The sequence below is a fragment of the Agrobacterium sp. rho-13.3 genome, from assembly GCF_033957765.2.
Taxonomy (GTDB): domain Bacteria; phylum Pseudomonadota; class Alphaproteobacteria; order Rhizobiales; family Rhizobiaceae; genus Agrobacterium.
The window spans coordinates 1-24,638 of the sequence record NZ_CP192780.1 but is presented as its reverse complement, the minus strand read 5'-3'; the positions used below and the strand labels follow the sequence as shown (position 1 = coordinate 24,638).

General features: G+C 54.5%; 35 protein-coding genes. 23 read left to right on the top strand and 12 right to left on the bottom strand.

Annotation, left to right across the window (positions count from 1 at the left end):
* Positions 1-531: a hypothetical protein gene (locus RMR16_RS27150; protein ID WP_320188785.1), complete on the bottom strand. Its 531-nt coding sequence runs from the start codon at positions 529-531 to the stop codon at positions 1-3.
* A gap of 422 nt (positions 532-953) precedes the next feature.
* On the opposite strand from RMR16_RS27150, the gene RMR16_RS27145 reads away from it, so the two are divergent.
* Positions 954-1,406, top strand: coding sequence for an Rrf2 family transcriptional regulator (locus RMR16_RS27145; protein WP_320188786.1), 453 nt, complete (start codon positions 954-956; stop codon positions 1,404-1,406).
* On the opposite strand, the gene RMR16_RS27140 is transcribed toward RMR16_RS27145, so the two are convergent.
* Entirely contained in the window at positions 1,403-1,720 is a 318-nt protein-coding gene (locus RMR16_RS27140; RefSeq protein ID WP_172873343.1) for a hypothetical protein, read from the bottom strand. The two genes, RMR16_RS27145 and RMR16_RS27140, sit on opposite strands and share 4 nt — an antisense overlap.
* Before the next feature lie 519 nt (positions 1,721-2,239).
* On the opposite strand from RMR16_RS27140, the gene RMR16_RS27135 reads away from it, so the two are divergent.
* From RMR16_RS27135 to RMR16_RS27085, 11 genes are all read left to right on the top strand, one after another.
* On the top strand, positions 2,240-2,455 hold the full coding sequence (locus RMR16_RS27135; protein WP_279852685.1) for a ribbon-helix-helix protein, CopG family: 216 nt from the start codon (positions 2,240-2,242) through the stop codon (positions 2,453-2,455).
* A 190-nt stretch (positions 2,456-2,645) separates the two neighbouring features.
* Positions 2,646-4,013: a plasmid replication protein RepC gene (gene repC, locus RMR16_RS27130; RefSeq protein ID WP_320188787.1), complete on the top strand. Its 1,368-nt coding sequence runs from the start codon at positions 2,646-2,648 to the stop codon at positions 4,011-4,013.
* 205 nt (positions 4,014-4,218) lie between these two features.
* Entirely contained in the window at positions 4,219-4,557 is a 339-nt protein-coding gene (locus RMR16_RS27125) for a single-stranded DNA-binding protein (RefSeq protein ID WP_172873346.1), read from the top strand.
* Positions 4,558-4,608: 51 nt separating this feature from the next.
* Positions 4,609-5,256 carry a thermonuclease family protein gene (locus RMR16_RS27120; protein WP_320188788.1) on the top strand — a complete coding sequence of 216 codons (648 nt, stop codon included), beginning with the start codon at positions 4,609-4,611 and terminating at the stop codon, positions 5,254-5,256.
* A 222-nt stretch (positions 5,257-5,478) separates the two neighbouring features.
* On the top strand, positions 5,479-5,667 hold the full coding sequence (locus tag RMR16_RS27115; RefSeq protein WP_320188789.1) for a hypothetical protein: 189 nt from the start codon (positions 5,479-5,481) through the stop codon (positions 5,665-5,667).
* Between the two features lie 632 nt (positions 5,668-6,299).
* Positions 6,300-7,127, top strand: coding sequence for a methyltransferase (locus RMR16_RS27110; RefSeq protein WP_320188741.1), 828 nt, complete (start codon positions 6,300-6,302; stop codon positions 7,125-7,127).
* A gap of 12 nt (positions 7,128-7,139) precedes the next feature.
* Positions 7,140-7,706 carry a hypothetical protein gene (locus RMR16_RS27105; RefSeq protein WP_320188742.1) on the top strand — a complete coding sequence of 189 codons (567 nt, stop codon included), beginning with the start codon at positions 7,140-7,142 and terminating at the stop codon, positions 7,704-7,706.
* Positions 7,707-7,767: 61 nt separating this feature from the next.
* A complete protein-coding gene (locus RMR16_RS27100) occupies positions 7,768-8,016 on the top strand; it encodes a type II toxin-antitoxin system RelB/DinJ family antitoxin (RefSeq protein WP_174048554.1) in 249 nt (82 codons plus the stop codon).
* The gene (locus RMR16_RS27095) at positions 8,016-8,297 is read left to right on the top strand and encodes a type II toxin-antitoxin system YafQ family toxin (protein ID WP_320188743.1); all 282 of its coding nucleotides are present in this window, start codon (positions 8,016-8,018) and stop codon (positions 8,295-8,297) included. Before RMR16_RS27100 ends, RMR16_RS27095 begins: the two co-directional genes overlap by 1 nt.
* Before the next feature lie 22 nt (positions 8,298-8,319).
* Positions 8,320-8,625 carry a hypothetical protein gene (locus RMR16_RS27090; RefSeq protein ID WP_320188744.1) on the top strand — a complete coding sequence of 102 codons (306 nt, stop codon included), beginning with the start codon at positions 8,320-8,322 and terminating at the stop codon, positions 8,623-8,625.
* Positions 8,626-8,806: 181 nt separating this feature from the next.
* Entirely contained in the window at positions 8,807-9,049 is a 243-nt protein-coding gene (locus RMR16_RS27085) for a hypothetical protein (protein ID WP_320188745.1), read from the top strand.
* Between the two features lie 146 nt (positions 9,050-9,195).
* Here RMR16_RS27085 and RMR16_RS27080 read toward each other — a convergent pair whose 3' ends face one another.
* The 4 genes from RMR16_RS27080 to RMR16_RS27065 form a co-directional block, all read right to left on the bottom strand.
* Positions 9,196-10,893: a methyl-accepting chemotaxis protein gene (locus RMR16_RS27080; RefSeq protein ID WP_320188746.1), complete on the bottom strand. Its 1,698-nt coding sequence runs from the start codon at positions 10,891-10,893 to the stop codon at positions 9,196-9,198.
* 65 nt (positions 10,894-10,958) lie between these two features.
* On the bottom strand, positions 10,959-11,903 hold the full coding sequence (locus RMR16_RS27075; RefSeq protein WP_320188747.1) for a sensor domain-containing diguanylate cyclase: 945 nt from the start codon (positions 11,901-11,903) through the stop codon (positions 10,959-10,961).
* Complete coding sequence (locus RMR16_RS27070) at positions 11,900-12,322, bottom strand: helix-turn-helix domain-containing protein (protein WP_407026497.1); 423 nt, start codon at positions 12,320-12,322, stop codon at positions 11,900-11,902. Before RMR16_RS27070 ends, RMR16_RS27075 begins: the two co-directional genes overlap by 4 nt.
* 14 nt (positions 12,323-12,336) lie before the next feature.
* Complete coding sequence (locus RMR16_RS27065) at positions 12,337-14,628, bottom strand: putative bifunctional diguanylate cyclase/phosphodiesterase (RefSeq protein ID WP_320188749.1); 2,292 nt, start codon at positions 14,626-14,628, stop codon at positions 12,337-12,339.
* Between the two features lie 466 nt (positions 14,629-15,094).
* On the opposite strand from RMR16_RS27065, the gene RMR16_RS27060 reads away from it, so the two are divergent.
* Positions 15,095-15,634, top strand: a complete 540-nt coding sequence (locus RMR16_RS27060) for a thermonuclease family protein (RefSeq protein ID WP_320188750.1) — start codon at positions 15,095-15,097, stop codon at positions 15,632-15,634.
* A gap of 3 nt (positions 15,635-15,637) precedes the next feature.
* Here RMR16_RS27060 and RMR16_RS27055 read toward each other — a convergent pair whose 3' ends face one another.
* The 3 genes from RMR16_RS27055 to RMR16_RS27045 form a co-directional block, all read right to left on the bottom strand.
* Positions 15,638-15,898, bottom strand: a complete 261-nt coding sequence (locus RMR16_RS27055) for a hypothetical protein (RefSeq protein ID WP_320188751.1) — start codon at positions 15,896-15,898, stop codon at positions 15,638-15,640.
* 47 nt (positions 15,899-15,945) lie between these two features.
* Positions 15,946-16,236, bottom strand: a complete 291-nt coding sequence (locus RMR16_RS27050) for a hypothetical protein (RefSeq protein ID WP_320188752.1) — start codon at positions 16,234-16,236, stop codon at positions 15,946-15,948.
* Positions 16,237-16,312: 76 nt separating this feature from the next.
* The gene (locus RMR16_RS27045) at positions 16,313-16,561 is read right to left on the bottom strand and encodes a hypothetical protein (RefSeq protein WP_320188753.1); all 249 of its coding nucleotides are present in this window, start codon (positions 16,559-16,561) and stop codon (positions 16,313-16,315) included.
* A 107-nt stretch (positions 16,562-16,668) separates the two neighbouring features.
* Between RMR16_RS27045 and RMR16_RS27040 the strand changes: the two genes are divergently transcribed.
* From RMR16_RS27040 to RMR16_RS27025, 4 genes are all read left to right on the top strand, one after another.
* Positions 16,669-17,103, top strand: a complete 435-nt coding sequence (locus RMR16_RS27040) for a helix-turn-helix domain-containing protein (protein WP_320188754.1) — start codon at positions 16,669-16,671, stop codon at positions 17,101-17,103.
* Complete coding sequence (locus RMR16_RS27035) at positions 17,093-17,551, top strand: hypothetical protein (protein ID WP_320188755.1); 459 nt, start codon at positions 17,093-17,095, stop codon at positions 17,549-17,551. The genes RMR16_RS27040 and RMR16_RS27035 overlap by 11 nt, the downstream gene beginning before the upstream one ends.
* Positions 17,552-17,723: 172 nt before the next feature.
* Positions 17,724-18,011, top strand: a complete 288-nt coding sequence (locus tag RMR16_RS27030; protein ID WP_432355614.1) for a hypothetical protein — start codon at positions 17,724-17,726, stop codon at positions 18,009-18,011.
* 290 nt (positions 18,012-18,301) lie between these two features.
* A complete protein-coding gene (locus RMR16_RS27025) occupies positions 18,302-18,577 on the top strand; it encodes a hypothetical protein (protein WP_320188757.1) in 276 nt (91 codons plus the stop codon).
* 134 nt (positions 18,578-18,711) lie between these two features.
* Here RMR16_RS27025 and RMR16_RS27020 read toward each other — a convergent pair.
* Positions 18,712-20,063, bottom strand: a protein-coding gene (locus RMR16_RS27020; protein WP_136686651.1) for an IS3 family transposase whose coding sequence is annotated in 2 segments (ribosomal slippage) — positions 18,712-19,727 and positions 19,727-20,063 — 1,353 coding nt in all. Because the reading frame shifts where the segments join, the coding sequence is not laid out codon by codon here.
* A gap of 69 nt (positions 20,064-20,132) precedes the next feature.
* Between RMR16_RS27020 and RMR16_RS27015 the strand changes: the two genes are divergently transcribed.
* Complete coding sequence (locus RMR16_RS27015; RefSeq protein ID WP_407026496.1) at positions 20,133-20,318, top strand: flavin reductase family protein; 186 nt, start codon at positions 20,133-20,135, stop codon at positions 20,316-20,318.
* A 34-nt stretch (positions 20,319-20,352) separates the two neighbouring features.
* A complete protein-coding gene (locus tag RMR16_RS27010; RefSeq protein WP_320188790.1) occupies positions 20,353-20,985 on the top strand; it encodes a LysE family translocator in 633 nt (210 codons plus the stop codon).
* 2 nt (positions 20,986-20,987) lie between these two features.
* Here the strand turns inward: RMR16_RS27010 and RMR16_RS27005 are convergent, their stop codons facing one another.
* Complete coding sequence (locus tag RMR16_RS27005; protein ID WP_320188758.1) at positions 20,988-21,266, bottom strand: DUF1127 domain-containing protein; 279 nt, start codon at positions 21,264-21,266, stop codon at positions 20,988-20,990.
* A gap of 92 nt (positions 21,267-21,358) precedes the next feature.
* On the opposite strand from RMR16_RS27005, the gene RMR16_RS27000 reads away from it, so the two are divergent.
* From RMR16_RS27000 to RMR16_RS26985, 4 genes are all read left to right on the top strand, one after another.
* Positions 21,359-22,084, top strand: coding sequence for an ArsR/SmtB family transcription factor (locus RMR16_RS27000; protein WP_320188759.1), 726 nt, complete (start codon positions 21,359-21,361; stop codon positions 22,082-22,084).
* A gap of 300 nt (positions 22,085-22,384) precedes the next feature.
* A complete protein-coding gene (locus RMR16_RS26995; RefSeq protein ID WP_407026498.1) occupies positions 22,385-22,978 on the top strand; it encodes a recombinase family protein in 594 nt (197 codons plus the stop codon).
* Positions 22,979-22,998: 20 nt separating this feature from the next.
* Positions 22,999-23,307, top strand: coding sequence for a hypothetical protein (locus RMR16_RS26990; RefSeq protein WP_320188761.1), 309 nt, complete (start codon positions 22,999-23,001; stop codon positions 23,305-23,307).
* Between the two features lie 4 nt (positions 23,308-23,311).
* The gene (locus tag RMR16_RS26985; RefSeq protein ID WP_320188762.1) at positions 23,312-24,118 is read left to right on the top strand and encodes a hypothetical protein; all 807 of its coding nucleotides are present in this window, start codon (positions 23,312-23,314) and stop codon (positions 24,116-24,118) included.
* Here RMR16_RS26985 and RMR16_RS26980 read toward each other — a convergent pair whose 3' ends face one another.
* On the bottom strand, positions 24,119-24,595 hold the full coding sequence (locus tag RMR16_RS26980) for a helix-turn-helix domain-containing protein (protein ID WP_320188763.1): 477 nt from the start codon (positions 24,593-24,595) through the stop codon (positions 24,119-24,121).
* Positions 24,596-24,638: the final 43 nt, after the last annotated feature.

Here is a 24,638-nt window from a genome sequence, read left to right as displayed (position 1 = left end):
TCACCACCACAGGCGACGGCTATCGCCCTGCACGACATAGTCAAGATAGCGTGGCTTCTGACGAACCGGGGCAGCTTCAGTCACGACTTGGCCGTAGACGCGCTTGCCATCGATAATGCGGTATTCAAACTGTTCATTGTCGCCAGAATAAAAACCGCCGTTTGTAGGGACGAACTTTTCACACATGCGCATGTTGCGGCCGAAGCTTCGGCCCTCATCATTATTCCTGTAGACGGTGCGGGTTCCTGCAGGGCAATCTTCCTGAAGCTCCATCCCGTAACGGGTGAACTGCACATGGCCGTCTGCTGACTTGCACATGGGGAAGCTTCGGCCTTTCGCCAAATGGCGATAGAGTTTCTTGATCGGGGCAACGCATTCGCTAACGGCCATCGGGCCAGCGGGATTTGCTATGCAAAGAGCAACTTCGCAGGGCCAGAGATCCTCCGCCTGGGCAGGTGCCGTGACAAAGGCGCATCCAGCGATCATCGCAGCGCCGATCACAAAGTTCTTCAGCTGCACGGGTTTACGCATGTTTCCCTCCATCGTATCCGTGTTCCTTGAGACAAAAATCACGGTTAAACTTAAAAGTAGCGAATTGCAATTCCAACATTACATTTCCTACATCAAAAGATTGCCGCTTTGAATCGCTGTTGGGAGGTGGCGTTAATATAAGACCGGCCTTTATCAAGGGTTGTTGCCGAGGAACAACAGGGGGTTTATACCCACAAATTCGCATAGCTTATTGGAACAAAGTGACTCTAAGCGCCCCCGTTTTTCCGAGACCAGCACCCGATATCTCCACTAGAAATTGAGACCGCGACAATTGAGCCGTGTAAAAGGCAAGAAACTCGCTTTGTCATCTATAGTACAAAGCAAAGGCAGCCTCCTTTCATGGCACAGTATGTGCGATAACCTGTTAGGTTATGACTGAATGATGGAACTGGACGTTCTTAATGAGACTGCTCGCCTCCACTGATGTGGGCGTAAACGCCTTGATTTACATGGCCGCAGCCCTGCCCCGCGAGGTGGTGCAGGGGGCCGAAATCGCTGACTGTTTCGGCGTCGTACCGAGCGCGCTGAAGAGACCCTTTCGTATTCTCGGGGATGCCGGCATCGTGACTACCAGAATGGGACGCACAGGCGGTCATTCCTGGGCGAAGGAACCGGCATCTGTTTCCGTGCGAGAGGTGATCGAACTGCTTGAAACAGATTTCGAGATAGCGCCGATCCTTGCCCTGGACGCAAGCGGCAACCCCAAACACCCCAAAGCGACGCTCTCTTTCATCTACGAGAGGTCGCGTGTCGCCTTCCTGAAAGAGCTTGAACGTTTCAATTTCGCAGAGATAGCGGGTGATCCATTTACGCTGAAGGCCCTCGGGATCGAGCACCTGCGAGATCATCGCTAACCCGTTGATCCCGCTTCCTCCATCAAATCAAGCGAGTACCGAGCGGTTTGTCCTATCTGCTCAATCATGGTGAGGCGGCCGTAGTGCCGTCCCTCATCAGTCGCGACCAGAATTGACCGGCGCGCATCGCCCGCCCAATTCCAGCAGGCACCAATCTCGCCATTTGACAGATCGTCTTTCTTGAACAGACGGAATGCGCTGGCATCGCTCTCACGCCAGGTGATGCCGACAACCTCTATCGATCCGGAAGGCAACGCTATGCGGCCTTTCAAAGATCCATTCACAACTTCGATCCAGCTTTTCTCAATAGACATGGAAATCTTCCTCTTTCGCGAAGCGACGCTTCTGCCCGGCGGGCAGGAGCTCTGCTCCTGCTCCCGAGGCCTCGCCGGCGAGAGTGGTAGAGGGGGCAAGCTTCGGCGCAGAGCGCGCGCAGCGCGCGGCCAAGGGGGTGCGTCAACGCGGTTGCACCCGAAGTGGTGCGACCGACTTGCTGCATCCCCTTGGTCAAGGCGAAGCTTGTGGGGAGTAGGCAACGCCTCGTCCCTAAACCCACAGGTAAATTCTTTCATCTTAAGCGAGCAGACATTAGCATCCGGTGCTTTACGTAAAAGTACCCACAAAAAATCATAGCGACTTTAGATTTTGCTCATCAAGGAAGCTCGAATAATCCCTACGATTATTGTTGAGTCTACGGTTCAACAATCCTTGCTTTTCAACCTGAAATTAGAAAAGTCGTAATTTCAAAAAGCTACATCGTGCTTGTGCGAATCGAAGAATCGCAATACCTCTGTGTAGGTGGTAACTAGAAAGTCGGGAAAGCCATGACGGTTATGGACAAAGAGGCGCAGCGGAAGATTGATCGCGATTTCGTTGCGAAGTCTCGGGCAAAGCGCATCCAGTCCGGACGGGTGTTCGTCCATCTCGATCTACCTGCTGAATTCGTCGAAAAATGCGATCAGCTGAAACAGGAGCGGCGCGTCGTCGGGCGCTCCGTTATCATCGAGGAAGCTTTGAAGGAGTATCTATCGAAGCATCAAGGGGCATAAAGAAAAACGCCCGCCGTTGGCGCGGCAGGCGTTTTTGATGGGTGAGCCGAAGCTCTGATTTGGAGGCCCCTCAGGGGAACAACTTCACCTCCAAATCTAACCGATCCAAGCGATTTTCGCAAGACCTTCTTGCGAGAAAACGCCTTTGGCTTGCCTGTCACTTGCCCTTCTCCGAAGGAGGGAGAGGACAATGACATATTCAGAACGGGCTTTGGGACAAAGCCCGAACCCTTCCGGCTGGCGGAAGGTAGACGCAACGCGCGTTGGTTATGCGCTTATGGCGCAAGGGGCCACTCTTGGAACGCATTCTCGTTCCGAGATCTGGGCTGTCGCTAAGCGCGCGCTCCATTGCATGAAGATCAACGGCACAGCACAGCTCATTCTTGAAACGCTTGTCTTCAGGACATTTGAAGATGATTGGAAGGCTGGGGCACGTCCAATTGTCTGGCAACAGAATGCGGCGCTGGCGCGCGCAGCTGGTCTCGCGATCAGCAACAACACCGTGCGTTCGGCGCTTTCAACACTCGCCGCTCATGGCCTTATCACCTACCAAGACAGCGCAAATTGCCGCCGTGCCGGTAGCCGCGGCTCAGATGGTGTCGTTAAGTGGGCCTACGGCATTGATCTTTCTATTCTCGCAGCTCGTTATGAAGAATTGCGCATTTTGGCCGAGGCCCACGAGGCGGAGCATGCGCAATGGGTGGAGTGCCGAACGGCAGTTCACAAAATGCGCAGGCAAATTCCGGCGCATTGCCAATCCGCGATCGCGCAGGATCTTGCCGGTAGGTGGTCGCAGTTCAAGGCCCGCTATGAGTGGATCAGCCGTATTGTCGGACGCTCTCACAAAGCCCCTTTGAAGCTCCTTCAGCGCGCGAGACGCGCATACGCAACGTTGTTGCGGTTGATCCAGAACGCCATGTTATCCAACGCTCAGAACGAATATAATGATGCCACAGCATCAGAAATCGGTTGCCTATTAGAAACTACAACCCAACCCCATTCTGTATCTTGTAATGATGAACGGCATCGCGCTAACGCGCGATCGGTCAATTCACATACTGACAACGGCTCCGCCGTCGAAAGAATGGCTTTTGAAAATTATGGGGGCGAAAAAGGCGATGTCGAGCACAAATCGCATGCCCCGAGCGCGAAGATTTTCATTCAAACGGTCGTAAACGCATGCCCGGAAATGCTCGATTACGGAAAAATTGACGGCTGGCGGGATCTGGTTGACCTTGCGGGGCAGCTGCGCGGCAGCCTTGGAATCTCGCCGGACGCGTGGCGCGAGGCCCGGGCGGCCATGGGGGCCGTTCCGGCCGCAATCGCGCTCGCGATCATCGTCCAGAAGTCCGCGGCGGGTCTTGTGAGAGAGCCGGGAGCGTATCTGCGCGGAATGACCGGCAAGGTCGCCGGCGGCGATCTTCATCTTGAGAAAACGCTGCATGGGCTTATTGCCGAACAGGAGAGCCAGCGCTACCCGAACGGCCATGTCGCCGGCGCATTTACGGCGAGGGGCGCAGCGCCGTGGCGGCCGGCAGCAATACCGAGGTTGCTATAAAGCGTAATGTCGATATTTGAAACACAGAGTTTTGCTGGTCAACGCCCCTAAAAAGCTGTTGTAATGACGGGGCAATTTGCATCTGGCGCGGCTAATAGCGTCAATCACAATGACGGTTTCCGCTACGCGGACCCTCCGCAATTGTGATTGACGCCGCCGCTTTCAGACGCCTAAACGCCCTGTCAACAGCTTTAGGGAGTGTACCATGAGAAACATCGCTGAGTTCCAAATCATCGGCCGCGTCGGTCGCATCAGCCCCTTCGACAATGCCACCCGGATCTCCATTTGCGCGAACTATCGCCGCCAGGAACGCGAGGGCGGCGAATGGATCGATGACCCGCACTGGAACGAAGTGGTGGTGTTCAGCAAGCGCACGCGCGATTTTATCGCGAACCATGTTGGCCCCGGCGATCTCGTCTTTGCTCGCGGAAAGCTCCGCCAGTCCACGTTCAATGACAAGCAGACCGGCGAAGAACGCTTCTCAACCGATCTGATCGTCCTCGACTTCGGCCAGCTCGCCAAAAAGCAGCCGGACGAGAACTAAGTTAAAGAGCGCCGCCCAAGAGGGCGGCGCACTAAAACACGTTGCAAGGCTATGAATTTCAAAACTGTCAGCTTGATTGGTATCGCCGCGGTGGCCGTTTACGTCCTGTCCCAAATGGGAGAGGACGACCGTATCGGCGCGCAGATCGATACCTATAAGGACAGGATTGGTAAGGCGACGTTGGCAGCGAATGCACAAGATGAAGGTCAGACTTCACAAGCCGCTGAAGAGCAAGGGATTCTGCAGGGTTACGTCCGCGTCATCGATGCGAGGACGCTGCAGTTTCTGAAGGCAGACGTAAAAGTCGAAATTGCAGGGATCGAGGTGTGTGACAAAGGACAACTCGCCTACTTCAACGGTACGCCGTGGCCGTGCGAGACCATGGCTACAGCGTGGATGGTTTCACAAACATTGGGTCGCGACGTCCAGTGTCAGACGCTCGAGCGCCGATATGATGCCGTCGTGATTGCACGGTGCGGAGTGGGAGGAGCAGATATTGCCGCCGAAGCTATTGTGGCAGGTCATGCCCTGGTCGACTCCAAGAGGAATTACAGGCTGCCTTACGACACATATCAATCGCTGGAAAACCAAGCCAGACAGAACCGCACAGGCCTTTGGTCCAGTTCATTCACAAGGCCAGATGAGTGGCGTCAAAGTGTCTACGAAGATCGCAAGAGCCAGGTGCGGATGGTGGAGTAGGAAAGCCGTACTTTCCGTCAGGGCATCGCTCACCTTTAGCGAGCGACCGCGTGCTATCGCGGGAAACCCGCGACCGAGCCACCCAATCCCGTTGTTCGAGCATACCTTGAGGCTGCGGTTTCGTCTCAAAGAGCCGATCCCGAAGCCGGTAAGCTAACGATCAACGCTCAGGCGTCTCGTCCCTTCGGGTAACGCCCACGGAAGCAAAGGAAGGACCGGACAATGAATGCCATTTACCACCGCATCTATCTTTGCGGTTATGACGGTAAGATCATGCCAAGGTGGCTGCGCAAGATCCTCGCAGGTTCAGAGTTTCACCGGGCGTGGATGCTCGGATATAAGGGGTTCTTTGTCGAAGGCAGTGTTCGTTACGGTCCTGCAAATCCTTACGGAGCCAATCGGTTCACTTGAATCGATGCGAAAGGGAAAAGTCGGGATGTCACTTTACAAAAAAGCATGGCTCTTTCTCATAGTAGCATCCGTTCTCGTATTGACCTCCCCCGATTGGACGGCGGGAACAGGCCACGGGATCGGGGCAGTCGTACTCGTCGTCGGTGCGCTGATGTTCATGTTTGCATTTGTGTGCCCAAACTGCTCGTTTTCTCTCTTTAGAAGCGAAAGCATTTTTGGACTTTATGTCTACCATCCGTGGCCGAATAAGCGTTGCTCAAGGTGTGGGCGCGATCATTCTGCCCTGGAAAAGCATTGAAGTCATCAGCGTGACAGAAAGCAGTAAGGCTGCTTCAGCAGCCTTGTTTCGTTTCGTTTGATGGGAAGAGCGGGCGCTGCCCCCTCTCCCCAACAAGCGCAAACAGGCCATCCCCCATCCTTCACTCATACGACCTGGCCGGACAAGCCGGCGAGGTCTCTTCGTTGCAGGACGCCGGCGGCGCCGGCGCACCTTCGGTGTGGGTGGTCCCCCCTGACCTGTTTGCGCTTGCCCCCCTCTCCCCCGATCTCGCCGCCGATGTCTCAGGAGCAGGAGCAGGGCTTCTGCCCTTCGGGACAGGAAACCGCTTCGCGAAAAAAGGGAAATCGAGACTATGGCGAAACTGACGAAGCAGCAGCGTAAGGACCATGCAGAGGCCGAGGCGATCTTGACCAAGGAGCGTTTGAGCGAAGACGAGCGAGAGTTTGTCTTCCGCAACTGGCATGAGGGCGCGGAGTTCATCAACGGCGCGGCGGGTGCTTTCTTCACCCCCTACGATCTGGCCGGAGATTTCGCACTGGATGGCGCTGGCGGTCGCGTCATCGATCTTTGCGCCGGTATCGGCGTTCTCTCCTATTTCATTGCTGAGCGGGCAAAGTATGGAAGCCGCGCAACCGAGCTGACTTGCATCGAGGTCAACCCGAAATATTGCGAGGTTGGACGCAAGCTCCTGCCTGACGCCCGCTGGATCAATGCCGATGTCTTCGACTGGCGTGAGCTTGATCTAGGCCGGTATGATATTGCCATCGGAAATCCGCCGTTTGGGCGGGTACGCCGCAGCGGCAATGCCCCGCGCTACCGTGGCGCTGAGTTTGAATTTCACATCATCGACATTGCCGCCGAGCTGGCTGACCACGGTGCTTTTATCGTTCCGCAGCTATCCGCATCGTTTCAATACTCAGGACGGCATTTCTATGAACGGCGTACCAGTGGCAAGGGCATAGATTTTGAGAAGGCGACCGGCTTTCGAATGGAAGCGGGTGCCGGTGTCGATACCTCGATCTACAGAGACGATTGGAAAGACACCAACATCATTACCGAAATCGTTTGCTTCGATTTTGCCGAGGCCCGCCAGCGCCGCGCAGCAGCAGCGGAGCGGATCACTGCCAAGCCTATGCCCGCCCCTGCCCGTTATCCCGCCGAGCAGCTGGCGTTGCTGTAGAAAGGGCCTGCCATGGCAAAAGCATCGAAATGGGCGAGCTTGCGGCAGGACGTGGAGCGGTTTGAGATCGGAACCGATGCCCGTTGGCGGGCAGAATACCGGCAAGCGCAATATGAAAAGCGTCTTGCCGGTATTCAGCCGGACATGTTTGGCGGTCCGGCCATCGAGCATTTTCACCGTTGCACCACCCGGCCACCAGAAGCGTTCACACCCCAATATGAAGTTCAATGGTTTCACGACCTGTCCGAGCAAGAGCAGTCGGCACTCTTGGCGGCCGACCCTCAAACTCCGTTTGCCCGGACAGGCCGGAAAAGCCTTTCGAAAGAAGAGAGCGCGGCGGTAATTTCTGCCGCTCAGAACTGGTTGCGGTTGGGTCAGCGTGTCCGCGTCATCGATGCGCCTGTCTCGCTGGATGGCGAGCCTGAAAAACGCGTCGGGCGAGAAGGCGTCATCTGGCGTTTGTGCAGCACGGCATTCGCTGATCGCGTCTACGTCAATTTCGATCCGCTGATGCGGGAACGCAGCGAGAAAATCGCGTTCCTCGAATTACGCGACATCATTCCGATCGGAGACAAATAGGATTTTGCAATCATCGCTATTTTGTAGTACACTGTACTACATGCCAATGAGAGGATTTGTTATGGCAAAAATTCAAGCTCGCGTTCCAGATGAAATTCAGGACGTTGCGACAGCGGTTATCAAGGCGACGGGCCTCACCGTGTCGGATGTAGTTCGCATGACAATGACACGCATTGCGACCGAACGGACTCTGCCGCTTGATATGTTTCAGCCAAGCCCGGAAACGGTTCAGGCAATGGAAGATGCGAGAGCCGGTCGCACCACCAAAGCAGCGGATATTGACGAGCTTTTCCGTGAGCTGAATTCCTGATGCGGATTCCGGAATTCACAAGCCAGTTCAAGCGTGATTACAAGCGGGAGAAAAAGGGCAGGCATCAAAAGACGCTGGATTCCGATCTGAATGCCGTCCTCACCGCTCTACTAGCCGATCATCCGCTTGAGCCACGCCACCGCGATCATGCGCTTTATAACAATTGGGCGGGGTCGAGAGACTGTCACATAAAGCCGGATTTGGTGTTGATCTACCAGAAGCCCGACGACACGCGCCTTGTGTTGCTTCGGCTCGGTTCACACTCTGAATTGAAGCTTTGATGCCGTTAGAAAGGTGCTGAAAATGAGCCGTCATCCCTGCGAAGTAAGATCAGAAAGCGAAACCGATACGCAGGCCGTTATCGGTTTCGATCCGCCCTTGCGGACCTTTTTCCTGCACGCCTTTGTCAACGAGGAAACCGACGAACCCGAGCTTTGGCTTGGGACGCTCCTTGAAGAATATCCAAGCCTTGAGAGTATTGTAGAAACCGCAAGACAAGGTGGCTACGAGGTCAGCGGTCTACAGCATGAGGCGATCCTGTCTATGACGAAGGAGGCCGGGAAACTGCATGCGCCGAGCATTGCCGAGCGGCATGGTTTCGTCAGGTGACCCATTCGAGTGCAGTCAACCGTCAGGCGCATCGAGCGCCTGGCGCCTGATGAGGGAGACCTGCCGTCTCGCTCAATTTTCGGCTCTGGTACACGGTTTCTGGTCAAGCATGCGGTCAATCATAAAAACGATATTCGTGTGGAGAGGGATAACCGCTCCAATGATAGCTGGCTGGATTTGCATGCTGTTTTTTGCGGTGCTTGCCAGCGCTGGCGTCGCTCTAGCGCACATCGGCTGGCATCGACTTGGAGAACGTCTTATCGCATATGGAATTCTCTGTTGGGTTGGGTTCTTCATTTGTGCGCTAATCGAACTTCTGACCCGGCCCGCCAGAAAAGACGCTGAACGGCAGGCCAAGCTCGATGCTAAAACGCAAGCTGCTCCATCAACCCGAAAAAACGATAAGGCCGAAGAGGAACAGTAAAACGAGCGGTATCATGATCCGCCGCACCTTGCGTTCAGTCTCATTTTTTGGCCGGGAGGCTCCAACCAGACCGCCAATGAGAACTTCGACTAGATGACCAAGCACAAACAGAAAACCCTTTCCAACCCGAGAATGCTTATCCTTTTTTAGGCCGCCGACTTTCTCACCATTGTTTGTGGAATAGAACGCTGATTTTCAACGAGCTGGAACTGCGCGAGCAGTTGTTTCAAGCGATAGGCTTCCGACGCTAGGCCAGCGCTTGCGGCCGACGATTCCTCGACCATTGCAGCATTTTGCTGAACCCCCTGATCCATCACACCAACGGCGAGGTTGATTTCTGAAAGGCCGACAGTCTGCTCGCGAGCTGCCTGCACGATAGCACTGACATGCGCGTTGATTTCCTGCACATCGACAACGATCGCCTGAAGGGCGGCTCCAGTCTCTCCCACAAGCGCTACACCGGATTTGACCTGCTTTTCAGATCTTGTGATGAGTGCCTTAATCTCCTTCGCCGCATTCGCTGAACGCTGTGCCAGTTCGCGTACCTCCTGCGCAACGACAGCGAAGCCTTTTCCGGCTTCTCCCGCGCGGGCCGCTTCGACACCGGCATTGAGCGCCAGCAAGTTGGTCTGAAACGCGATCTCGTCCATCAAATCGGTAATGTTGCTGACCTCGTGCGAGGAACGCTCGATTTCATCCATTGTCGCAACGGCCTGACGCACCACGGTTTCCGATTGCTCTGCACGACCCTTTGACCGTGCAACCAGAGCGGCGGCATCTTCAGCGCGCACAGTCGAAGTCTGCACCGTGGTTGTAATTTCTTCCAGCGCTGCTGCCGTCTCTTCGATAGAGGCCGCCTGCTGTTCCGTCCGACGGGCCAGATCGTTCGCTGCGTTGCTTATTTCACCCGCTGCTGCGTCAATCGAAGCCGCGTTTTGCTCTACCGACTGAAGCGCGCTGCGAAGAGTAGCAACCGAGCCGTTGAAATCTATCCTCAGCTTGTCCAACGATGGGATAAATGGTCGATCGATCTCACAGATGAGATCGCCCGCCGCCACGCGGCTCAGGCCATCTCCGATCGCATTGACTGCGTGTATCCGGCCCGTGATATCGGTGGCAAATTTCACAACCTTGATGACCTTGCCGTCCGGATCGAAGATCGGGTTATACGATGCCTGCAACCAGACTTCCTTGCCTCCCTTGCCGATCCTTCGGAATTCCTGTGCAACGAATTCGCCGGAACGCAGACGGTGCCAGAATTCCTTGTACTCCGGTTTCACTGCCTCTGACGGATCTACAAAGATGCTGTGATGCCGGCCGGCAACTTCGTTGAGGCTATAGCCGATAACGGCAAGGAAATTTTCGTTTGCCGAGAGGATATTCCCGTCCGGAGAGAATTCTATCATCGCCTGGGCGCGCAGTATGGCGGCGATCTTGCCGCCGTCGTCCGCCGCTTTCATTTTCGCAGCCGTGATGTCTGTGGCAATCTTGATCACTTTCACAACGCGGTCTTTTCGATCGAAGACCGGATTATAGGATGCCTGCAACCAAACCTCCTTGCCGCCTTTCGCAAGCCGCTTGTACTCACCGGCATCAAATTTACCGCCCGAAAGTTTGGCCCAGAATGCAGCGTAATCCGGACTGTTGGCGGCGGCTGGATCCAAGAACATGCGGTGATGTTGTCCAACCAGCTCCGACGCGCTGTAATCCATCGCTTGGCAAAAATTTTCGTTGGCAGTGAGGATTTTCCCCCTGGGATCGAATTCGATCAGCGCAAGGGATTTGTTCATAGCGGCGACGACCGCATTGGCACCGCCCGATGCGATGTTTAGGAGAGACTTCATTCGTTCGACCCCGCAAAAATAAAGTGAATGATGCGCTCAAATCGTGAGCGTGGCGTTGCTCTGTGTCATGCGGCGGGATTGGAAAACCATTCCCAACCACCCCGCCCTGTTCTTTTTCGTCTGTAAAGAGCCAGATCGGCTTGCCGAATAAGACCTGCAAGCTCTGTGGCGTCTTGCGGATAAAGGCTGACCCCGATGCTCGCGCCGAGAGTTATCGTTTCCCCATCAAATACAAATGGCGCGTCAAAAGTGGCACTGATGCGATCACAGATAGCCTCTGCCTGTGTGTCGCTCTGAAGGCTGGACAACAGAACCACAAACTCATCGCCGCCAATCCGGCCGACGAGATCCGTATCGCGGACGGCGTTGCGCAGGCGATCGGCAACCATCTTCAAGACCTGATCGCCCGCCTCGTGACCGAGACGGTCGTTGACCGGCTTAAAGCCGTCGAGGTCGACGAGCAGTACCCCAAGCTTGAGGTTGGCTTTCGTTGGTGCCGATGTGACTTCGGTTTCCCAGCGCTCGTGCAGCGCCCTACGGTTTGCGAGTTCGGTAAGAGGATCTTCCAAAGCAATGCGACGAATGGCGTCTTCGGCAATCTTGCGATCTGAAATATCCTCGAAGGTAGCGATCCCGATTCCGACATCCCAAAGTAAGGTCCCGCGGTGTAGCGTCGTGCGATATGTTCCATCAGCACAACGCACCCGGCACTCAAGCGGATCGATCTCCGCGATGCCGGATTGGTCTCCCCTCCAAAGAGCGGCCCAACGTTCGCGGGCGGTACGCCGCTCCGCCGGCGTCGCATATACTTCTGCAATCCATTCATCGACGGTCGCGAACCGGCTTTCAGGATATCCGAATAACCTGATAAAGGCGCGATTGACGAAACGGATATCCCCGCCCGGAAGGGTCGCCCAGGACATGGCAACAGGCATGGCATCGAGGATGATATGGAGGTCGCGGAACGATGTTGCCGAACCGGTCTCAGCTCGCTCAAAAAGTTCCTTCATCCCCCACTCCCTGCTTCACCAAGACCTGCTTCAGAGATCGATTTTACGAGGCCCACAACGCGTTTTCGAACGAGTGGTGAACTGATCAGGGCGAAAGCCCTATTCAGATCAAGCCCCTCGTTCGTTGCGAGAAACGCGGTGATCTCATTGCCTGGATTCGGCGTGATATCGCCCTCAATTCCGGAACTCTGATCGGGAAAGAAATACGAAACCGGCACGCCAAGGATGGTTGCGACGTTCTGCAGTCGACTTGCGCCGACGCGGTTCGTGCCCTTTTCGTATTTCTGGACCTGCTGGAACGTCACGCCCAGCGCTTCGGCAAGCTTGCCCTGGCTCATTCCAAGTATGCGCCGCCGTGCTTTGATGCGAGCCCCCACTTCGATATCGACCGGATTGGGTACCTTTGGCCCTTTCTTCATATCTTCAAGATTGCTCATGCTGTTTTCACCTTCCTGTGGTTCAACTCTGCTATGGCTCCTGCATCCCGTTCGCTAGGGACCGGTTTGCCATAAAAATAGCCCTGAACTTCGGTGCATCCTTCCTCAAGAACGCGGATCAGATGTGCTTCCGTCTCTACGCCCTCAGCAACGGTCGTGACGCCGAGCCGCTTGCCCAGATCAGCGATAGCCCTGACGATCGCGGCCGACTCCGGCCGCTCGACGGCATCTTTCACGAATGAGCCGTCGATCTTGATCTTGTCGAAGGGGAAGGCACGTAGATGGGTGAGAGACGAGTATCCGGTACCGAAATCATCCAACGCCACGCGGACGCCCATGTCGCGGATGCGGCGCAAATCGCCAATCGCACCATTCTCGTCATCGAGCATAGCTGTTTCAGTGACTTCGATTTCCAGCCTGTCAGGAGACAACCCGGAACGGGCTAGTGCTGCCAAGATGGTAGATGTGATGGTTCCTTTTCCGAGCTGTGCTGCCGATACGTTGACTGCGACCCGAGCAGCATCGCTCCAACCGGCCGCGTCGAAGCACGCGGTGTTAAGCACGAACTCGCCGAGCTGGTCTATAAGACCGCTCTCCTCAGCGATCGGCACGAATTCTGCCGGTGAAATCCAACCCCGCTCAGGGTGATGCCAGCGGACAAGGGCTTCGCGTGCAGTTATCTTCTTTGTGTGAGCGTCAATAATCGGCTGATAGAAAACGAACATGCCCTGACGGGTTGCAAGCGACGTACGGAGCTTTGCTCGAAGACGGACCCGTTCCTGTATCCGGCTCTCCATATCCTCGCTAAACGTCCTATGGGTCCCCTTACCCGCCGCTTTTGCGGCGTAAAGGGCAATGTCGGCACGTGCCAGCAGTGCCTCTCCCGTGTCGCCGTGGATTGGCGCGATTGCTATACCGATGGACGCACCGATCAGGATTTGATCGTAGGGAAGAGAAAGCGTTTCAATGATACGGGACGCGAACGTTTCAAGTGCGGATGTTTCAACATGCGGGACCAGAATGGCGAACTCGTCACCGCCGAGCCGCCCAATGGTCATCGATGGCTCTTCACAAACAGCGCGCAAGCGGTTTGCGACTTCTCGCAGAAGATCGTCACCGACACGATGACCTCTGGTGTCATTGACCATTTTAAAGCCGTCGAGATCGACAAATAGGAGGGCTGGGCCGTCGCCCGGAAGGGCAAGGGCGGCATCCATGTTCTCGTTGAACGTCACGCGATTGGCGAGACCGGTCAGCGTGTCGTAATGGGCGAGATGGCGGATTTGTCGTTCTGCTTCCACTTCCTTTGTGACGATCGCCCATGTCAGCATCGGCCCGAGATAGGTGCCATCATCGGCGATGATCGCGGACACCTTCAGGTCCAGAACTTCCGGGCCGAGATTGATGCGAGCGTTGTGCGGCAGGTTTTTGGGGTCTGACAGGATGCGTCGCTGATGCTCTGGGTGGCGATGGAAGACATCGATTGACGAGCCGAGGAGACCATCGGCCTTCAGCGGGAGAAGATGCTCGATGCTGCGGATGAGGTCTTTCGAGGTTTCATTTGCATAGGTGATCGTGAAATCTTCGGGTTCGACGGTCATCACTGCCACCGGCATGTCGTCGATCATGCGCAGCAGCCGGCCCTGCTCCTCCTGCTTGCGGCGAGCTTCGGTCTGCGTCGTCACCATCTGCGAGAAAGTCGCATAGTTGATGTTGAGGATCACCAGCATGCCAATCGAAACCAGAGCGATATTGATGGCAGTGGCGATGAAGGTTGGTTGCCCCGTCGCCGCGAAAAAGAAGATGAATGCACCGTTGACGATGATTGTCACCGTCAGCGCGGCCGAGCGCAGATGCATCAGGCAGAAGATGCAGGAAATCACCGTGATCGCCATATAGAAGGCAAGGTGTGAGCGTGCGTAGGCATCGCCATAGGGATAGAGAAAGAATGACCAGGTGGTGAAAGCGATCGCGATCACGAACGCCAAACGGTTTGTGCGTCGCAGGACATTCAGCGCGGTGAATGACGTTGGCTCGGAATGGCGGGACCGCCACCAGTGGACTATGCGCATAACGCATCCGATTGTCAGAATGCTAGGTGCGCCTACCGAGAGCCAGAGGGGTGCAACTGGCATGTGGGTGACGGCGACCGCCCAGGTGCTTGAAAGCAAAATGAGGTACATCAACGGCATTTGCCGTGAGAACGCGAGATATTGTGCTTTCAGCAGTTCAGGGTTTTCGCCCGAAACTTCCAGAGAACGCCTAAATTTATCAATCAACGGTTTCATGAAAATCACCTTCCCGTGTTGTCGCAATCGCTATGACCCGACCGCCGGTTTCTCATCCGACGCAACAGCACGGCATCATGCCGTCACCACAAGGGAGAGTGTTCTCTAGCTGGCCTTTCCGGTCGCCTCAGTGGGAGGATCTGCGGTACGCCCCCGCGCCTCTTTCCTGACCCCTTGATCGGGGAGTTAGTAAACCGAATAGGATCGGTCCCATGGACCTTTAGCTGAAGAGCCTGGACATGCGCCCATGGCTCCCCGACCATAAGTCGAGGAATCCGGCGTCCTTTCGGTGGACGCCCATACCTTTCCTATTCGGGGTTACTAAGCCCCGGGGCTGCGCGTACAGCCCCAATTTGTTTTACAACGGAACAGGTTAATGTTTTAATCTTTTATGAGCATGGCATAGATTCTCAGCGCGCAATGGCGCTTGGCTCGCAAAGCTTTGCCGCAATCGATCGTTTTTTGTATGACCGAGCTGAAAATCCAATACCTCTCCAACCTCTCAAATTTCACAATCGCCCTGACAGCGCTTTTGATCGCAGAACACGCCAATGCAGCGTCTCGTTTGCCGCCGCAACGGTTTGAGGTCGAGGTAATAGACGGCGACACATTGCGCATCGTCGGTTCAAAACAGTCGATCCGCCTTTACGGCGTTGATGCCTGTGAAAGCGGCCAGCCAATGACATCTAAAGACGGTCAGAGGTTCGATTGTGGAAGCCCTGCAGTTTCCGCTTTGATGCAGTGGACGGATGGGCAAACCGTCAGCTGCGAGATCCGCGACTACGACCGCTATAATCGCGCCCTTGCCTTTTGCGGAACGCAGGCGGTTCCTGATTTCTCGGCCGAGCTGATCAGGCAAGGCCTTGCCGTTGCCTATCGCTACAGGTCGCGAGCCGTTTGGCCGGAGTATCAGCGCATCGAGGACAGTGCCAAGCGCCAGAACAGAGGTATATGGGCCTATTCGTTCGATGAACCTTGGATATATCGCAAGAACCTAAAGAATTGAGCGTCAGGAATACGGAGGAAGCGTTTGCCCCATAAAGTCAGCGCCCTTTTCCGTCCAGTTCAGACCGATCACGGTTCCGCCCGGGCTTGAGCATCCAGCCTTTATGACAGGGCTGACCATCATTACAAGCTCGTGATCAAGAAGGATGCTGAGGCGGCTAAGCGGTAGTTCCGCATACTCGCCTCTCAAGATACTCGCCATATCTTCCTCCGCTTGTTGCTTCCTGATTTCATCAAGCGCGGGCGGAGAGGGCCATATCGCCATTTTCGAGCCTCCGTGATTGCATGGATGGAGCTGAGTAAATTTCGGCGTCAGATAACCTGTTTCACAAAAAGATAGCTTACGCGCTGAAGAGCACTCAACAGGCGGGTAAAGTTGCAGCCGAACCACAGCACGCCGAGCAAGCCGAGGAAACTGACCACGATCGGCAAAGGCGAACCAACTGGTCCCAGAGCGGAAAGAAACGCCCGCTGTGCGCTGGAGATTGCCGTCATGTTGTTCAGCATGGCGATCATGGCGAAGTAGATCAGTGACAAGGTAATGATGATAGCCGCCAGATGACGACTGAATTCCTTGATCTGCTCGATTTTGCTTTCTGGCATCAATCACCTCGCATTGTTCTGGTATGTCGGGATGGTTGGAATAGTACCCCTAGGTTAGAGATCAGTCGAGGTCGCCCTACTCGCCTTGCTCCCAGTCGTTTAAAAGCCGATGGGCTGTGTCTCCCCACGAGTCCAATAAACTCGGATCGTTCCAGACCATCCAGCCAGCTACAAATGCGGCGGCAAGCAGCGCAGCGCTCAGAAGTTTTCTGATGATGAAGGCGACCAGAGCAATTCCCAAAACAAACATGACGGCGGAACCGGAAGTCAAGTTCCAGTTCTCAGGGATGATAGATTCTAATGCGGCGAGAGTTTCGTTGAACATAGAATGCTTTTAGCTTTGGTTTTCCCCGGAGCCAAATCCGGTTGGATCAAAGAACAATTCTGCTTTGAGCGCATCGCGGCCATATCAAGAACAATACATGGGGGTTCATGGGAGCAGTGTCGAGCAACGCGAACTTTTCTAAAGCGCCGGGACAGACCGATATAGATATCGGCAGGAAGGTCCGGTTCCAACGGTTATTGCACGGCATCAGCCAAGCTAATCTTGCCGTTGCGCTGTCGATCGCCAGGCAGCAAATCCAGAAATACGAGTATGGAACGAACCGGCTGCGCGGCGACCAGCTCAGCACCTTATCCAAGCTGTTCAACGTTCCCATCGAATACTTCTATCAGCGCGACCCAGAGCGGACCGGGCTTCCGTTCATTGTCCAGCAAAATGCGGACGATAATCTGATCCGCTTCGTCCGCTCCAAGGAAGGGAAAGAACTGAACACGTATTTTCGGAGGCTACGGGACCTTGAAGCCCAGCGTTTAATAGTTGCCCTCGTGGTCAGTCTTTCGGAGGAAGCGGAGCATGGCTGTTGAATTCGAAGACCTGCCGTACAGTCGCCTGGAAGAGCATGCCTATTTTTTGAAAATGCTCGGCGTTGGCGACCGTCTGATTAAGGATGTCGCGCACATCTTGGAAGAGTTAGGCAAAGACCATCGCTATCCCGTCCCTCCCCACCTCCTTGTTCTCTTGCCAGCCGACCTAATTCCAAGGCGCGTTTCTAAGCTAAACGAGATCAAAGTCGCAGATTTCTACCACCTGACGCATACGCTTTTACAAATCAGGGCCGCCCACGGTGACAGTGCGGCGAAAGTCGCCGGTTTCGCAGTTGCTGGAAATCTTCGCGGCCGAGGGAGCCGCACCAAACGCCGACGGCTCGCGGCTCGCAGCACAATGACTGATCGCGAACTGAAGAAGCTTGTGCGATCTCTCGATCCAGTTGCCCGCAGTTCAAACCAATCTCCTGATGACGAGGCCCCTTGAGCAAGGTTCAAACCCTATTTTTGGAATCGTGTCACTCGCGGATATTCAAGGCCGAAGCCGGAGCGCGCTTATCCAAATTGCGCCGTAGGGACGGTGGAGGCCGATACTTTTCTAAATGATAAAGTCATGCTAAAACAAAAGCAGAACATTGCGAATGCAGGAGGTTTCCGGCATGACTACTAAAACCAACATCGAATATTATTTCGGTTTCCTGAAATCGGTTTTCGACCGTGTATATCTCACAACGATCGCGGTTGGCGTGATCGTGGGACTTGCCGTGTTTTTGTATTCTGGCGAAGTAGTCGCGAGCTTGCGATGGGCAGGGCTCGTCGTCGCAATCATTTCCGGCTTGGACTATATCCTTCGCTTAAGTGATCCAGAAAAAAAATCCGAGTACAACAACGTGTTGATCTTTGTCGCGCGGGTTTCCCTGGCGTGCGTGGTAGCGATCTCGGTTTAAGTAGCTGACGGGTTAAAACGGTATCGATAATGATTAGAGTGATCATCTTAATGATTGTAGGTTTTGCGCCAGCCGTACTTTTGCCGAAGGTAGTCGGCCTTTGGGTGAGCGACTACGAGAGAACGCTTTTCATCTCCGTAATCGTGTACGCCATTTACTTTACGATCTTGATTGTGGCCTATGCTTCTATCGGCCTTATGAAGGCCTTCAATGTCCAGAGACGTTCGAGAATTTAAATCGAAGTCAGCGGAGTGTATTCAATCCCGCTCAAAAGGTCTGTGGTGATAATAATGGATATTTCATGGGTACGAGAGCCAGAGTTTTGGAGCGCCAACCGTGCTGAGCGTGCGCGGGTAGGCGCTCATGAATTAGTGGCTTTTGATATTCCGGGGGTTGATAGCTCGCCAGCGATCATAGGCTGGGAGCTTTTTACTGGCCCTAAATTTAATGACCTTATCGCGAAAGGCGATGCTGAGACTTTCGCACGCGCCCAAGTCGCAGCTGAAGCCGCGTATTTGGCTGCTGTTACAAAAGGGTCGACCAGTAACCCAACTAACGCAAGTTAAGGTTCAGATCCGGCCTAGACGCAAGTGCTCACTTCGCGCGCTACTCTTCACTTATCATCGTGTCCGTCGTCGAATGATTTGAGACTTTTTGGTCTTTGGAAGAGTGGAGTTTCCGGCTCGGTTTGCGGGTTGATTTAAGCCGCTTTGGCGTGGTGGTTCAAGCGGCGCTGTTTGATGGTGTCTCGTTTGATCCTTTCGCGTTCGAGCAGGATGGTCGCGCCGCGCCCGAAGTAGACGTCGGCTGGGGCAAGATTGTCGAGGCTCTCATGGTATCGGCGATGATTGTAATGCTCGACGAAGGCTGCGATCTGGGCTTCGAGGTCCTCCTGGAAGAAGTAGTTTTCCAGCAGGATGCGGTTCTTCAACGTCTGGTGCCAGCGTTCGATCTTGCCCTGGGTCTGCGGATGGCCGGGAGCGCCGTGGACCTGCTCGATCTTGTATTTCTCCAGCCATTCGCCGAGATCGGAAGCGACGTAACACGGGCCGTTGTCGGACAGCAGGCGCGGCCGGTGTTCGACCTTGACCCTGTCGCAGCCTGAGGCGGCCAGTGCCAGGTCGAGCGTGTCGGTGACGTCGTCCACCTTCATGCTGGTGCACAGCTTCCAGGCGATGATGTAGCGGGAATAATCGTCGAGGATGGTCGACAGGTAGAACCATCCCCAGCCGATGACCTTCAGGTAGGTGAAGTCGGTTTGCCACATCTCGTTTGGGCGAGTGGTCTTGTCCTTGAACTCGTCGTTGGCCTTGATGACGATATAGGCAGGCGAGGTGATCAGGTCGTGAGCCTTGAGCAGGCGGTAGACTGAAGCCTCTGATACGAAATAGCTTTCCGTATCGGTGAACTTCACCGCCAGCTCGCGTGGCGACAGATCGGCATGATCGAGCGCCATGGTGACGATGCGATCCCGGATATCGTCGGGGATACGGTTCCAGACCCGTGACGGCGCGGATGTCCGGTCTTCCAGACCCTCGACGCCGTGGGTCTGGAAGCGGTCATACCAACGGTAGAAAGTCGGCCTTGAAATGCCGAGCTTTTCGAGGGTCTGCCTTGCGGACAAATGCGACTGTTCCACGATCCGGATGATCTCAAGCTTCTCGGTGGCGGGATATCTCATTCTTCGTCGCCCCCATCCGCGATCATGCTTTTTTTGAGCAGGCGGTTTTCCAGGGTGAGGTCAGCCAGCGCCTCCTTCAGGTCACGGCTTTCACGACGCAGCGCTTTCACCTCGTCGCTGGTGGCCGAACGGGCGGTGTCTCCGGCAAGACGCTTCTTACCAGCTTCGAGGAATTCCTTCGACCAGCTATAATACAGGCTCTCGGCGATCCCCTCGCGGCGGCAGATCGCGGCAATGCTGTCCTCGCCACGCAGCCCTTCCAGCACAATGCGGATTTTGTCCTCCGCGGAATGGTGCTTGCGCGTGGCCCGGCGGATGTCCTTGATCGTCTTCTCGGCCGTCGATGTCTGCGGCCCGGATTTCTGTCTCATCTTCGCTTCCTTTGATAGAGCTACGATGAGCCGAAAATCCTCTCTTCTCAATTAAGTCGGTTCTGTCTCATGGGCGTTGATCCGGGACATTTGAGCAGTGCGATATGCAGCTGTGAAGGCCGTATTCACAGCGTTTCCGAAGTAGCTACCCACACTGTATTTTTCATCGAGGTACAGACTATACGCACTGGACCGATGCAAACAGAACCGCTGATATGGCACCGAAGAGGCTTTTCGTCTGCGACAAATCGGTGAAAGGCAGCTACGGTGAGGTAGGAGGACAAGATTGATGTCAACTTACTCAGCTTTCTTTATCTTTTGGTTCTTGGCGTCGATCCCACTTGGGCCGAACGCGATAAACAGTATTCGATACGGCGCTACACTAGACGGCAACAAATGGATCCTCGCGCCGCTAGGCACCACATTCGCATCAGTCGTTTTCTGCGCGATAGTGTTAATGGGGTTGGGTATCTTCGTCGCGCAAAGGCCCTATTTGCAACTTGCTATCCAAACCATTGGTGCGTCTTATTTGTTGTATCTGGGGGCCAAGGTCTTTTACGACCTAGCCGTTAGTTCTCGCCGCAGCGGACTTCAATTCAGTCGCAATGACATGAGCGAGTATCCGTTTCGCGACGGCTTCCTCATTTCGATGACCAACCCAAAGCCTGTAATCCTTTATACGTCTGTCTTATCATCGTACTTGGATCTGACGAATCTGGCCTCACCGCATAATGCCGTCATCCTGTCGATCACAATTGGAACTGTTTTCGTCGTTTACATGACGTATGGCCTGCTTGGAAAAGTAGCCTCGTCCGTGTTTCGCAACGAGAAGATTTTCACTTATTTCCAGATCGCCGCGGGTCTTTCTTTTGTTTTGTTGGCGCTAGGAATCTTCGTCGAAGTGTTTCACAAAATCATGTGAAATCATTTCCAGAATGGTTTCGCAGCTTCGTTTATGGCCTGAGAGCGGCTGACGCCGATATCAATCAGAGCTTCATCCGTCAGTTCCTTCAACGCTAATCGTTGCCGTCGTTTCGCCGGCCATTCTTCGAGTACGATCGTAAGGAATTTCGGCAGGGCTGGTTGCGGATCTGCTTCACTGTCGCTTTCCATTATCGGATATTTGCTAACGATCATTGTTGCGCTGATCGAGCAAAGCAAAACTACTATTTGCGCCCACAAAGTGTAATCGAAATTGTCCATTGCCATCTCCTCCTAGGCCGGACAAGGTATCACCCATTGAACACGGTACGTTTCGGCCACGGCCGAAACGTTGATCTTCTGGAGTATGTCTCATGATCACGACTGCCAGCGGACCGACTATCGCCCGAATTGCCTTCCTCATGGGTGACGTGGCGCGAGCAACTATTCTGGCCGCCTTGATGAGCGGAAAATCGCTCACTGCAGGTGAGTTGGCGCGGATCGCGGGCGTCAGCCCACAGACGAGCAGCGGACACCTCTCGAAATTATTGGAAGCGGGATTGGTCGAGGTGGAGAGGCAGGGACGGTTTCATTACTATCGACTGGCCTCAAGCGAGGTAGCTGACGCCTTGGAGGCCTTGTCGATAGTTGCTGCCAGTCGACCAACAAAATTCTTCAGACCGGGACCCAAAGACACGCAGTTGCGTCTTGCACGCACCTGTTACGATCATCTTGCGGGAAAACTCGGCTTAGCCATCGCAGACGCCTTACAGGAGCGCGAGGCGATTGTTGTTAAAGAAGGGTCAGCTTTCGTCACAAATTTCGGTCATAATTTTCTTGCGGATTTTGGTATCGATGTTCACGCAGGCAAACGGTCAAAACCCTTATGTAAAACCTGCTTGGATTGGAGCGAAAGACGGCATCATTTCTCAGGCCGGGTCGGCACATCGCTCCTGAATCGCATGCTCGAACTCAAATGGATCAAACGAGTTGACCAATCACGAGCTGTCTCTGTGTTGCCTACCGGCGAACAAGGCTTGCTCAAGGTTTTCGGTGTGCGGGTGAGCGACCTAAGAGATTTGCCATCACCTACCCTCTGATTTGTATCCAGCCCGCGCCAGTTAAGGTCTTGAAAGAAATTACCTTACTGCACTGAAAGGAACCTAAATCGGACTTAGGTTTCCTTAGTTGCTACTATTGTTCCGGTAGCCCTCGTGCATCAAATTATCGACAAGAGGAGTGCATGGCGACGCGTGTCCGAAAACGATCCTTATCCGGACAGCTTCGACCTGGCGCAGAGATCAGCGCAACAGCCTTATTTTATCGGGTAGGCGAATTTCTCACAAGACTGGTCCGTTTTAAATCTCGCTAACCGGGCGTCATATGATACACTTATGGACATGATCGGAAAACTCATCGGATATGCCCGCTGTTCGACAGACAAGCAGGACCTTCAGGCGCAGATCGCAGCGCTTCACAAACTCGGCGTAGCACCTGACCGCATATACACCGATCACGGATATAGCGGGACGAACCGCAATCGCCCTGGGCTCGATCAGGCTCTTGCAGCAGTGCGAGAACATGACACGTTTGTTGTTCCAAAGCTCGACAGGCTGGCTCGATCCGTGCCGGATGCTCGCGCCATATGCGACGACCTATCGCGGCGCGGCGTGAAGCTTCAGATTGGTTCATCGATCCACGATCCAGCCGACCCTATGGGACGGCTGTTCTTCAATATCCTGGCAACATTCGCGGAGTTCGAATCCGATCTAATCCGGATGCGCACCAGAGAAGGGCTTGCTGTCGCTCGCGCCAAAGGCAAGCTTAAAGGTCGCGCGCCAAAGCTGAGCCCTAAGCGCGAAAAGGATCTCCGTCGCCTGCATGACAGCGGCGAATATTCTATCACTGACTTGATGGATATTTTCGGGATTGGACGAGCAACCGTCTATCGATGCTTAAGCCGCAATCTTCCGATCTCGTCAGATCCTCAATGAAAGTGAAATCGCGAAACCCAATGCCGTTTTATCTCGTGACCCAGACCAGCCTCGTTGAGGCCGACGACGAACAAGCGGCCGCACTGAAAGCGATAGAGCAAATACGTGCCGGCACTGAGACGCAGGTTGCCGTGAAGGCCGATGAGACAACGACGACCTATGTTGTGGTTCCGGCGAGGCCGGTAGAGAACCGCGAAGTTCCGGATGAAAAGGAAGCGTCCGAGAACCAACCGGAGCCAGCCAGCGTTGAAGTGAAGGCCGCGGGGAATACATCTTTGTTGAAGCGGATATTTTCATCCGCCAAGGCGCAGCCGAAAAAACTCAGGTGACGACATGAGACTTCATACTGCATTGGAGCACATCAGCGAAAAGCGCTTCCAAACGATGGAACCTTGGGCCGCCGGCGAGCTGGAGGAGATGACGTCGTACATCACCCATTATGCAGATGAGATCATAGAATTTACGTTCGACTACATGGACACGGACGATAAAGGTGACACGCTTCAGACCTTCATCGAATACGCCAACATGCTCTGGGATCACGAGATGCCTCCCCTCCCCGCCGAAAAGTTCTGGGTCTCGTGGGTTCAAAAAGTCCTCGATCAATCCGTTCGGATGGCAGCTTTTTGTGAACAGATGGTGGCTCCGTCAGATGGTCGTGTAATGGGCCTTACGGTCCGCGTTATGTTTGAAAAGCAGCGAGGAACCGGCTTCTCATTCATCAACCAGCTTGGACATCTCGTTCTTGGTGATCACAAGAAAATCATGATGAACTACGCCGATAATGATAGCTCGGCGTTGCTGGTGGAAAACGGTATCGCGATCGTCAAAGCTCTCATGGGTGCACTTGCGACCCCTCGCGCTGTTCGGCGCGAGGAGCCGGCACCAGTTAAGCTCAATAAATCCCGCGCCAAGAAAGGGCGCGGCCCAATTCGTTCAGTTATCATCATCGATGTTCGCGCGAGCACACAGCGAGCAATCTCAATGCGTGGAAAAGCTGGTTATAAGGTCGAAATGCACTGGCGGCGGCCGCACTTGCGAACCCTGCCGAGTGGCAAAGTTGTTCCCGTTGCGCCAGCATGGGTAAACCTGGATGAAAATGCGCCGATCAAAAAACCGGAATATCTAGTGCGAATGTAGTTATGCACTCCCGCCCGAGTGTGGTGCGATCCGTTTGACCAGTTGCAGGAGATCGTAAAGCGCATCTGGCGATAATGTGCGGCTTAATCTCAACAGCTCGAGGCGGTCCTCCGCCTCCTCAGAACTTGGTCCGTACAAGTGCGGGGCAAGCGCAAAAACTAAATCGTCGGGATCAAGATCCAGCAATTCACAGAGATGTATCAGGCGAGTCACCGTCATGCTCGAAACAGCGTTTTCATAACGAGCGTAGACGGTCGGAGATAACCCTACCAAAGAAGCGAAGTCGGCCCTTATGAGTCCGGTGTCGTCGCGGCTTCTTCGGATTAAAACGCCCAACTCTCTCTCGATATCATCGAAATTTTTGATACCTTCAAAAGATGCCATTCTTAAAAGCGTTTTCTCAAAACCGGGATCAGTCGTTTCCACCAGGTTATGAGCGTCGATGTGTTCAGCCAGAGATCTTGCTTCGTTTTCCATATTCGACGTTACTTCCAATTGCGTCCTGAGACGTTCTAAGGCT

Coding starts and splice junctions, on each gene's coding strand:
- RMR16_RS27150 (WP_320188785.1), bottom strand. CDS start 531: ATGCGTAAACCCGTGCAGCTGAAGAACTTTGTGATCGGCGCTGCGATG.
- RMR16_RS27145 (WP_320188786.1), top strand. CDS start 954: ATGAGACTGCTCGCCTCCACTGATGTGGGCGTAAACGCCTTGATTTAC.
- RMR16_RS27140 (WP_172873343.1), bottom strand. CDS start 1,720: ATGTCTATTGAGAAAAGCTGGATCGAAGTTGTGAATGGATCTTTGAAA.
- RMR16_RS27135 (WP_279852685.1), top strand. CDS start 2,240: ATGGACAAAGAGGCGCAGCGGAAGATTGATCGCGATTTCGTTGCGAAG.
- repC (WP_320188787.1), top strand. CDS start 2,646: ATGACATATTCAGAACGGGCTTTGGGACAAAGCCCGAACCCTTCCGGC.
- RMR16_RS27125 (WP_172873346.1), top strand. CDS start 4,219: ATGAGAAACATCGCTGAGTTCCAAATCATCGGCCGCGTCGGTCGCATC.
- RMR16_RS27120 (WP_320188788.1), top strand. CDS start 4,609: ATGAATTTCAAAACTGTCAGCTTGATTGGTATCGCCGCGGTGGCCGTT.
- RMR16_RS27115 (WP_320188789.1), top strand. CDS start 5,479: ATGAATGCCATTTACCACCGCATCTATCTTTGCGGTTATGACGGTAAG.
- RMR16_RS27110 (WP_320188741.1), top strand. CDS start 6,300: ATGGCGAAACTGACGAAGCAGCAGCGTAAGGACCATGCAGAGGCCGAG.
- RMR16_RS27105 (WP_320188742.1), top strand. CDS start 7,140: ATGGCAAAAGCATCGAAATGGGCGAGCTTGCGGCAGGACGTGGAGCGG.
- RMR16_RS27100 (WP_174048554.1), top strand. CDS start 7,768: ATGGCAAAAATTCAAGCTCGCGTTCCAGATGAAATTCAGGACGTTGCG.
- RMR16_RS27095 (WP_320188743.1), top strand. CDS start 8,016: ATGCGGATTCCGGAATTCACAAGCCAGTTCAAGCGTGATTACAAGCGG.
- RMR16_RS27090 (WP_320188744.1), top strand. CDS start 8,320: ATGAGCCGTCATCCCTGCGAAGTAAGATCAGAAAGCGAAACCGATACG.
- RMR16_RS27085 (WP_320188745.1), top strand. CDS start 8,807: ATGCTGTTTTTTGCGGTGCTTGCCAGCGCTGGCGTCGCTCTAGCGCAC.
- RMR16_RS27080 (WP_320188746.1), bottom strand. CDS start 10,893: ATGAAGTCTCTCCTAAACATCGCATCGGGCGGTGCCAATGCGGTCGTC.
- RMR16_RS27075 (WP_320188747.1), bottom strand. CDS start 11,903: ATGAAGGAACTTTTTGAGCGAGCTGAGACCGGTTCGGCAACATCGTTC.
- RMR16_RS27070 (WP_407026497.1), bottom strand. CDS start 12,322: ATGAAGAAAGGGCCAAAGGTACCCAATCCGGTCGATATCGAAGTGGGG.
- RMR16_RS27065 (WP_320188749.1), bottom strand. CDS start 14,628: ATGAAACCGTTGATTGATAAATTTAGGCGTTCTCTGGAAGTTTCGGGC.
- RMR16_RS27060 (WP_320188750.1), top strand. CDS start 15,095: ATGACCGAGCTGAAAATCCAATACCTCTCCAACCTCTCAAATTTCACA.
- RMR16_RS27055 (WP_320188751.1), bottom strand. CDS start 15,898: ATGGCGATATGGCCCTCTCCGCCCGCGCTTGATGAAATCAGGAAGCAA.
- RMR16_RS27050 (WP_320188752.1), bottom strand. CDS start 16,236: ATGCCAGAAAGCAAAATCGAGCAGATCAAGGAATTCAGTCGTCATCTG.
- RMR16_RS27045 (WP_320188753.1), bottom strand. CDS start 16,561: ATGTTCAACGAAACTCTCGCCGCATTAGAATCTATCATCCCTGAGAAC.
- RMR16_RS27040 (WP_320188754.1), top strand. CDS start 16,669: ATGGGAGCAGTGTCGAGCAACGCGAACTTTTCTAAAGCGCCGGGACAG.
- RMR16_RS27035 (WP_320188755.1), top strand. CDS start 17,093: ATGGCTGTTGAATTCGAAGACCTGCCGTACAGTCGCCTGGAAGAGCAT.
- RMR16_RS27030 (WP_432355614.1), top strand. CDS start 17,724: ATGACTACTAAAACCAACATCGAATATTATTTCGGTTTCCTGAAATCG.
- RMR16_RS27025 (WP_320188757.1), top strand. CDS start 18,302: ATGGATATTTCATGGGTACGAGAGCCAGAGTTTTGGAGCGCCAACCGT.
- RMR16_RS27015 (WP_407026496.1), top strand. CDS start 20,133: ATGGGCGTTGATCCGGGACATTTGAGCAGTGCGATATGCAGCTGTGAA.
- RMR16_RS27010 (WP_320188790.1), top strand. CDS start 20,353: ATGTCAACTTACTCAGCTTTCTTTATCTTTTGGTTCTTGGCGTCGATC.
- RMR16_RS27005 (WP_320188758.1), bottom strand. CDS start 21,266: ATGGACAATTTCGATTACACTTTGTGGGCGCAAATAGTAGTTTTGCTT.
- RMR16_RS27000 (WP_320188759.1), top strand. CDS start 21,359: ATGATCACGACTGCCAGCGGACCGACTATCGCCCGAATTGCCTTCCTC.
- RMR16_RS26995 (WP_407026498.1), top strand. CDS start 22,385: ATGATCGGAAAACTCATCGGATATGCCCGCTGTTCGACAGACAAGCAG.
- RMR16_RS26990 (WP_320188761.1), top strand. CDS start 22,999: ATGCCGTTTTATCTCGTGACCCAGACCAGCCTCGTTGAGGCCGACGAC.
- RMR16_RS26985 (WP_320188762.1), top strand. CDS start 23,312: ATGAGACTTCATACTGCATTGGAGCACATCAGCGAAAAGCGCTTCCAA.
- RMR16_RS26980 (WP_320188763.1), bottom strand. CDS start 24,595: ATGGAAAACGAAGCAAGATCTCTGGCTGAACACATCGACGCTCATAAC.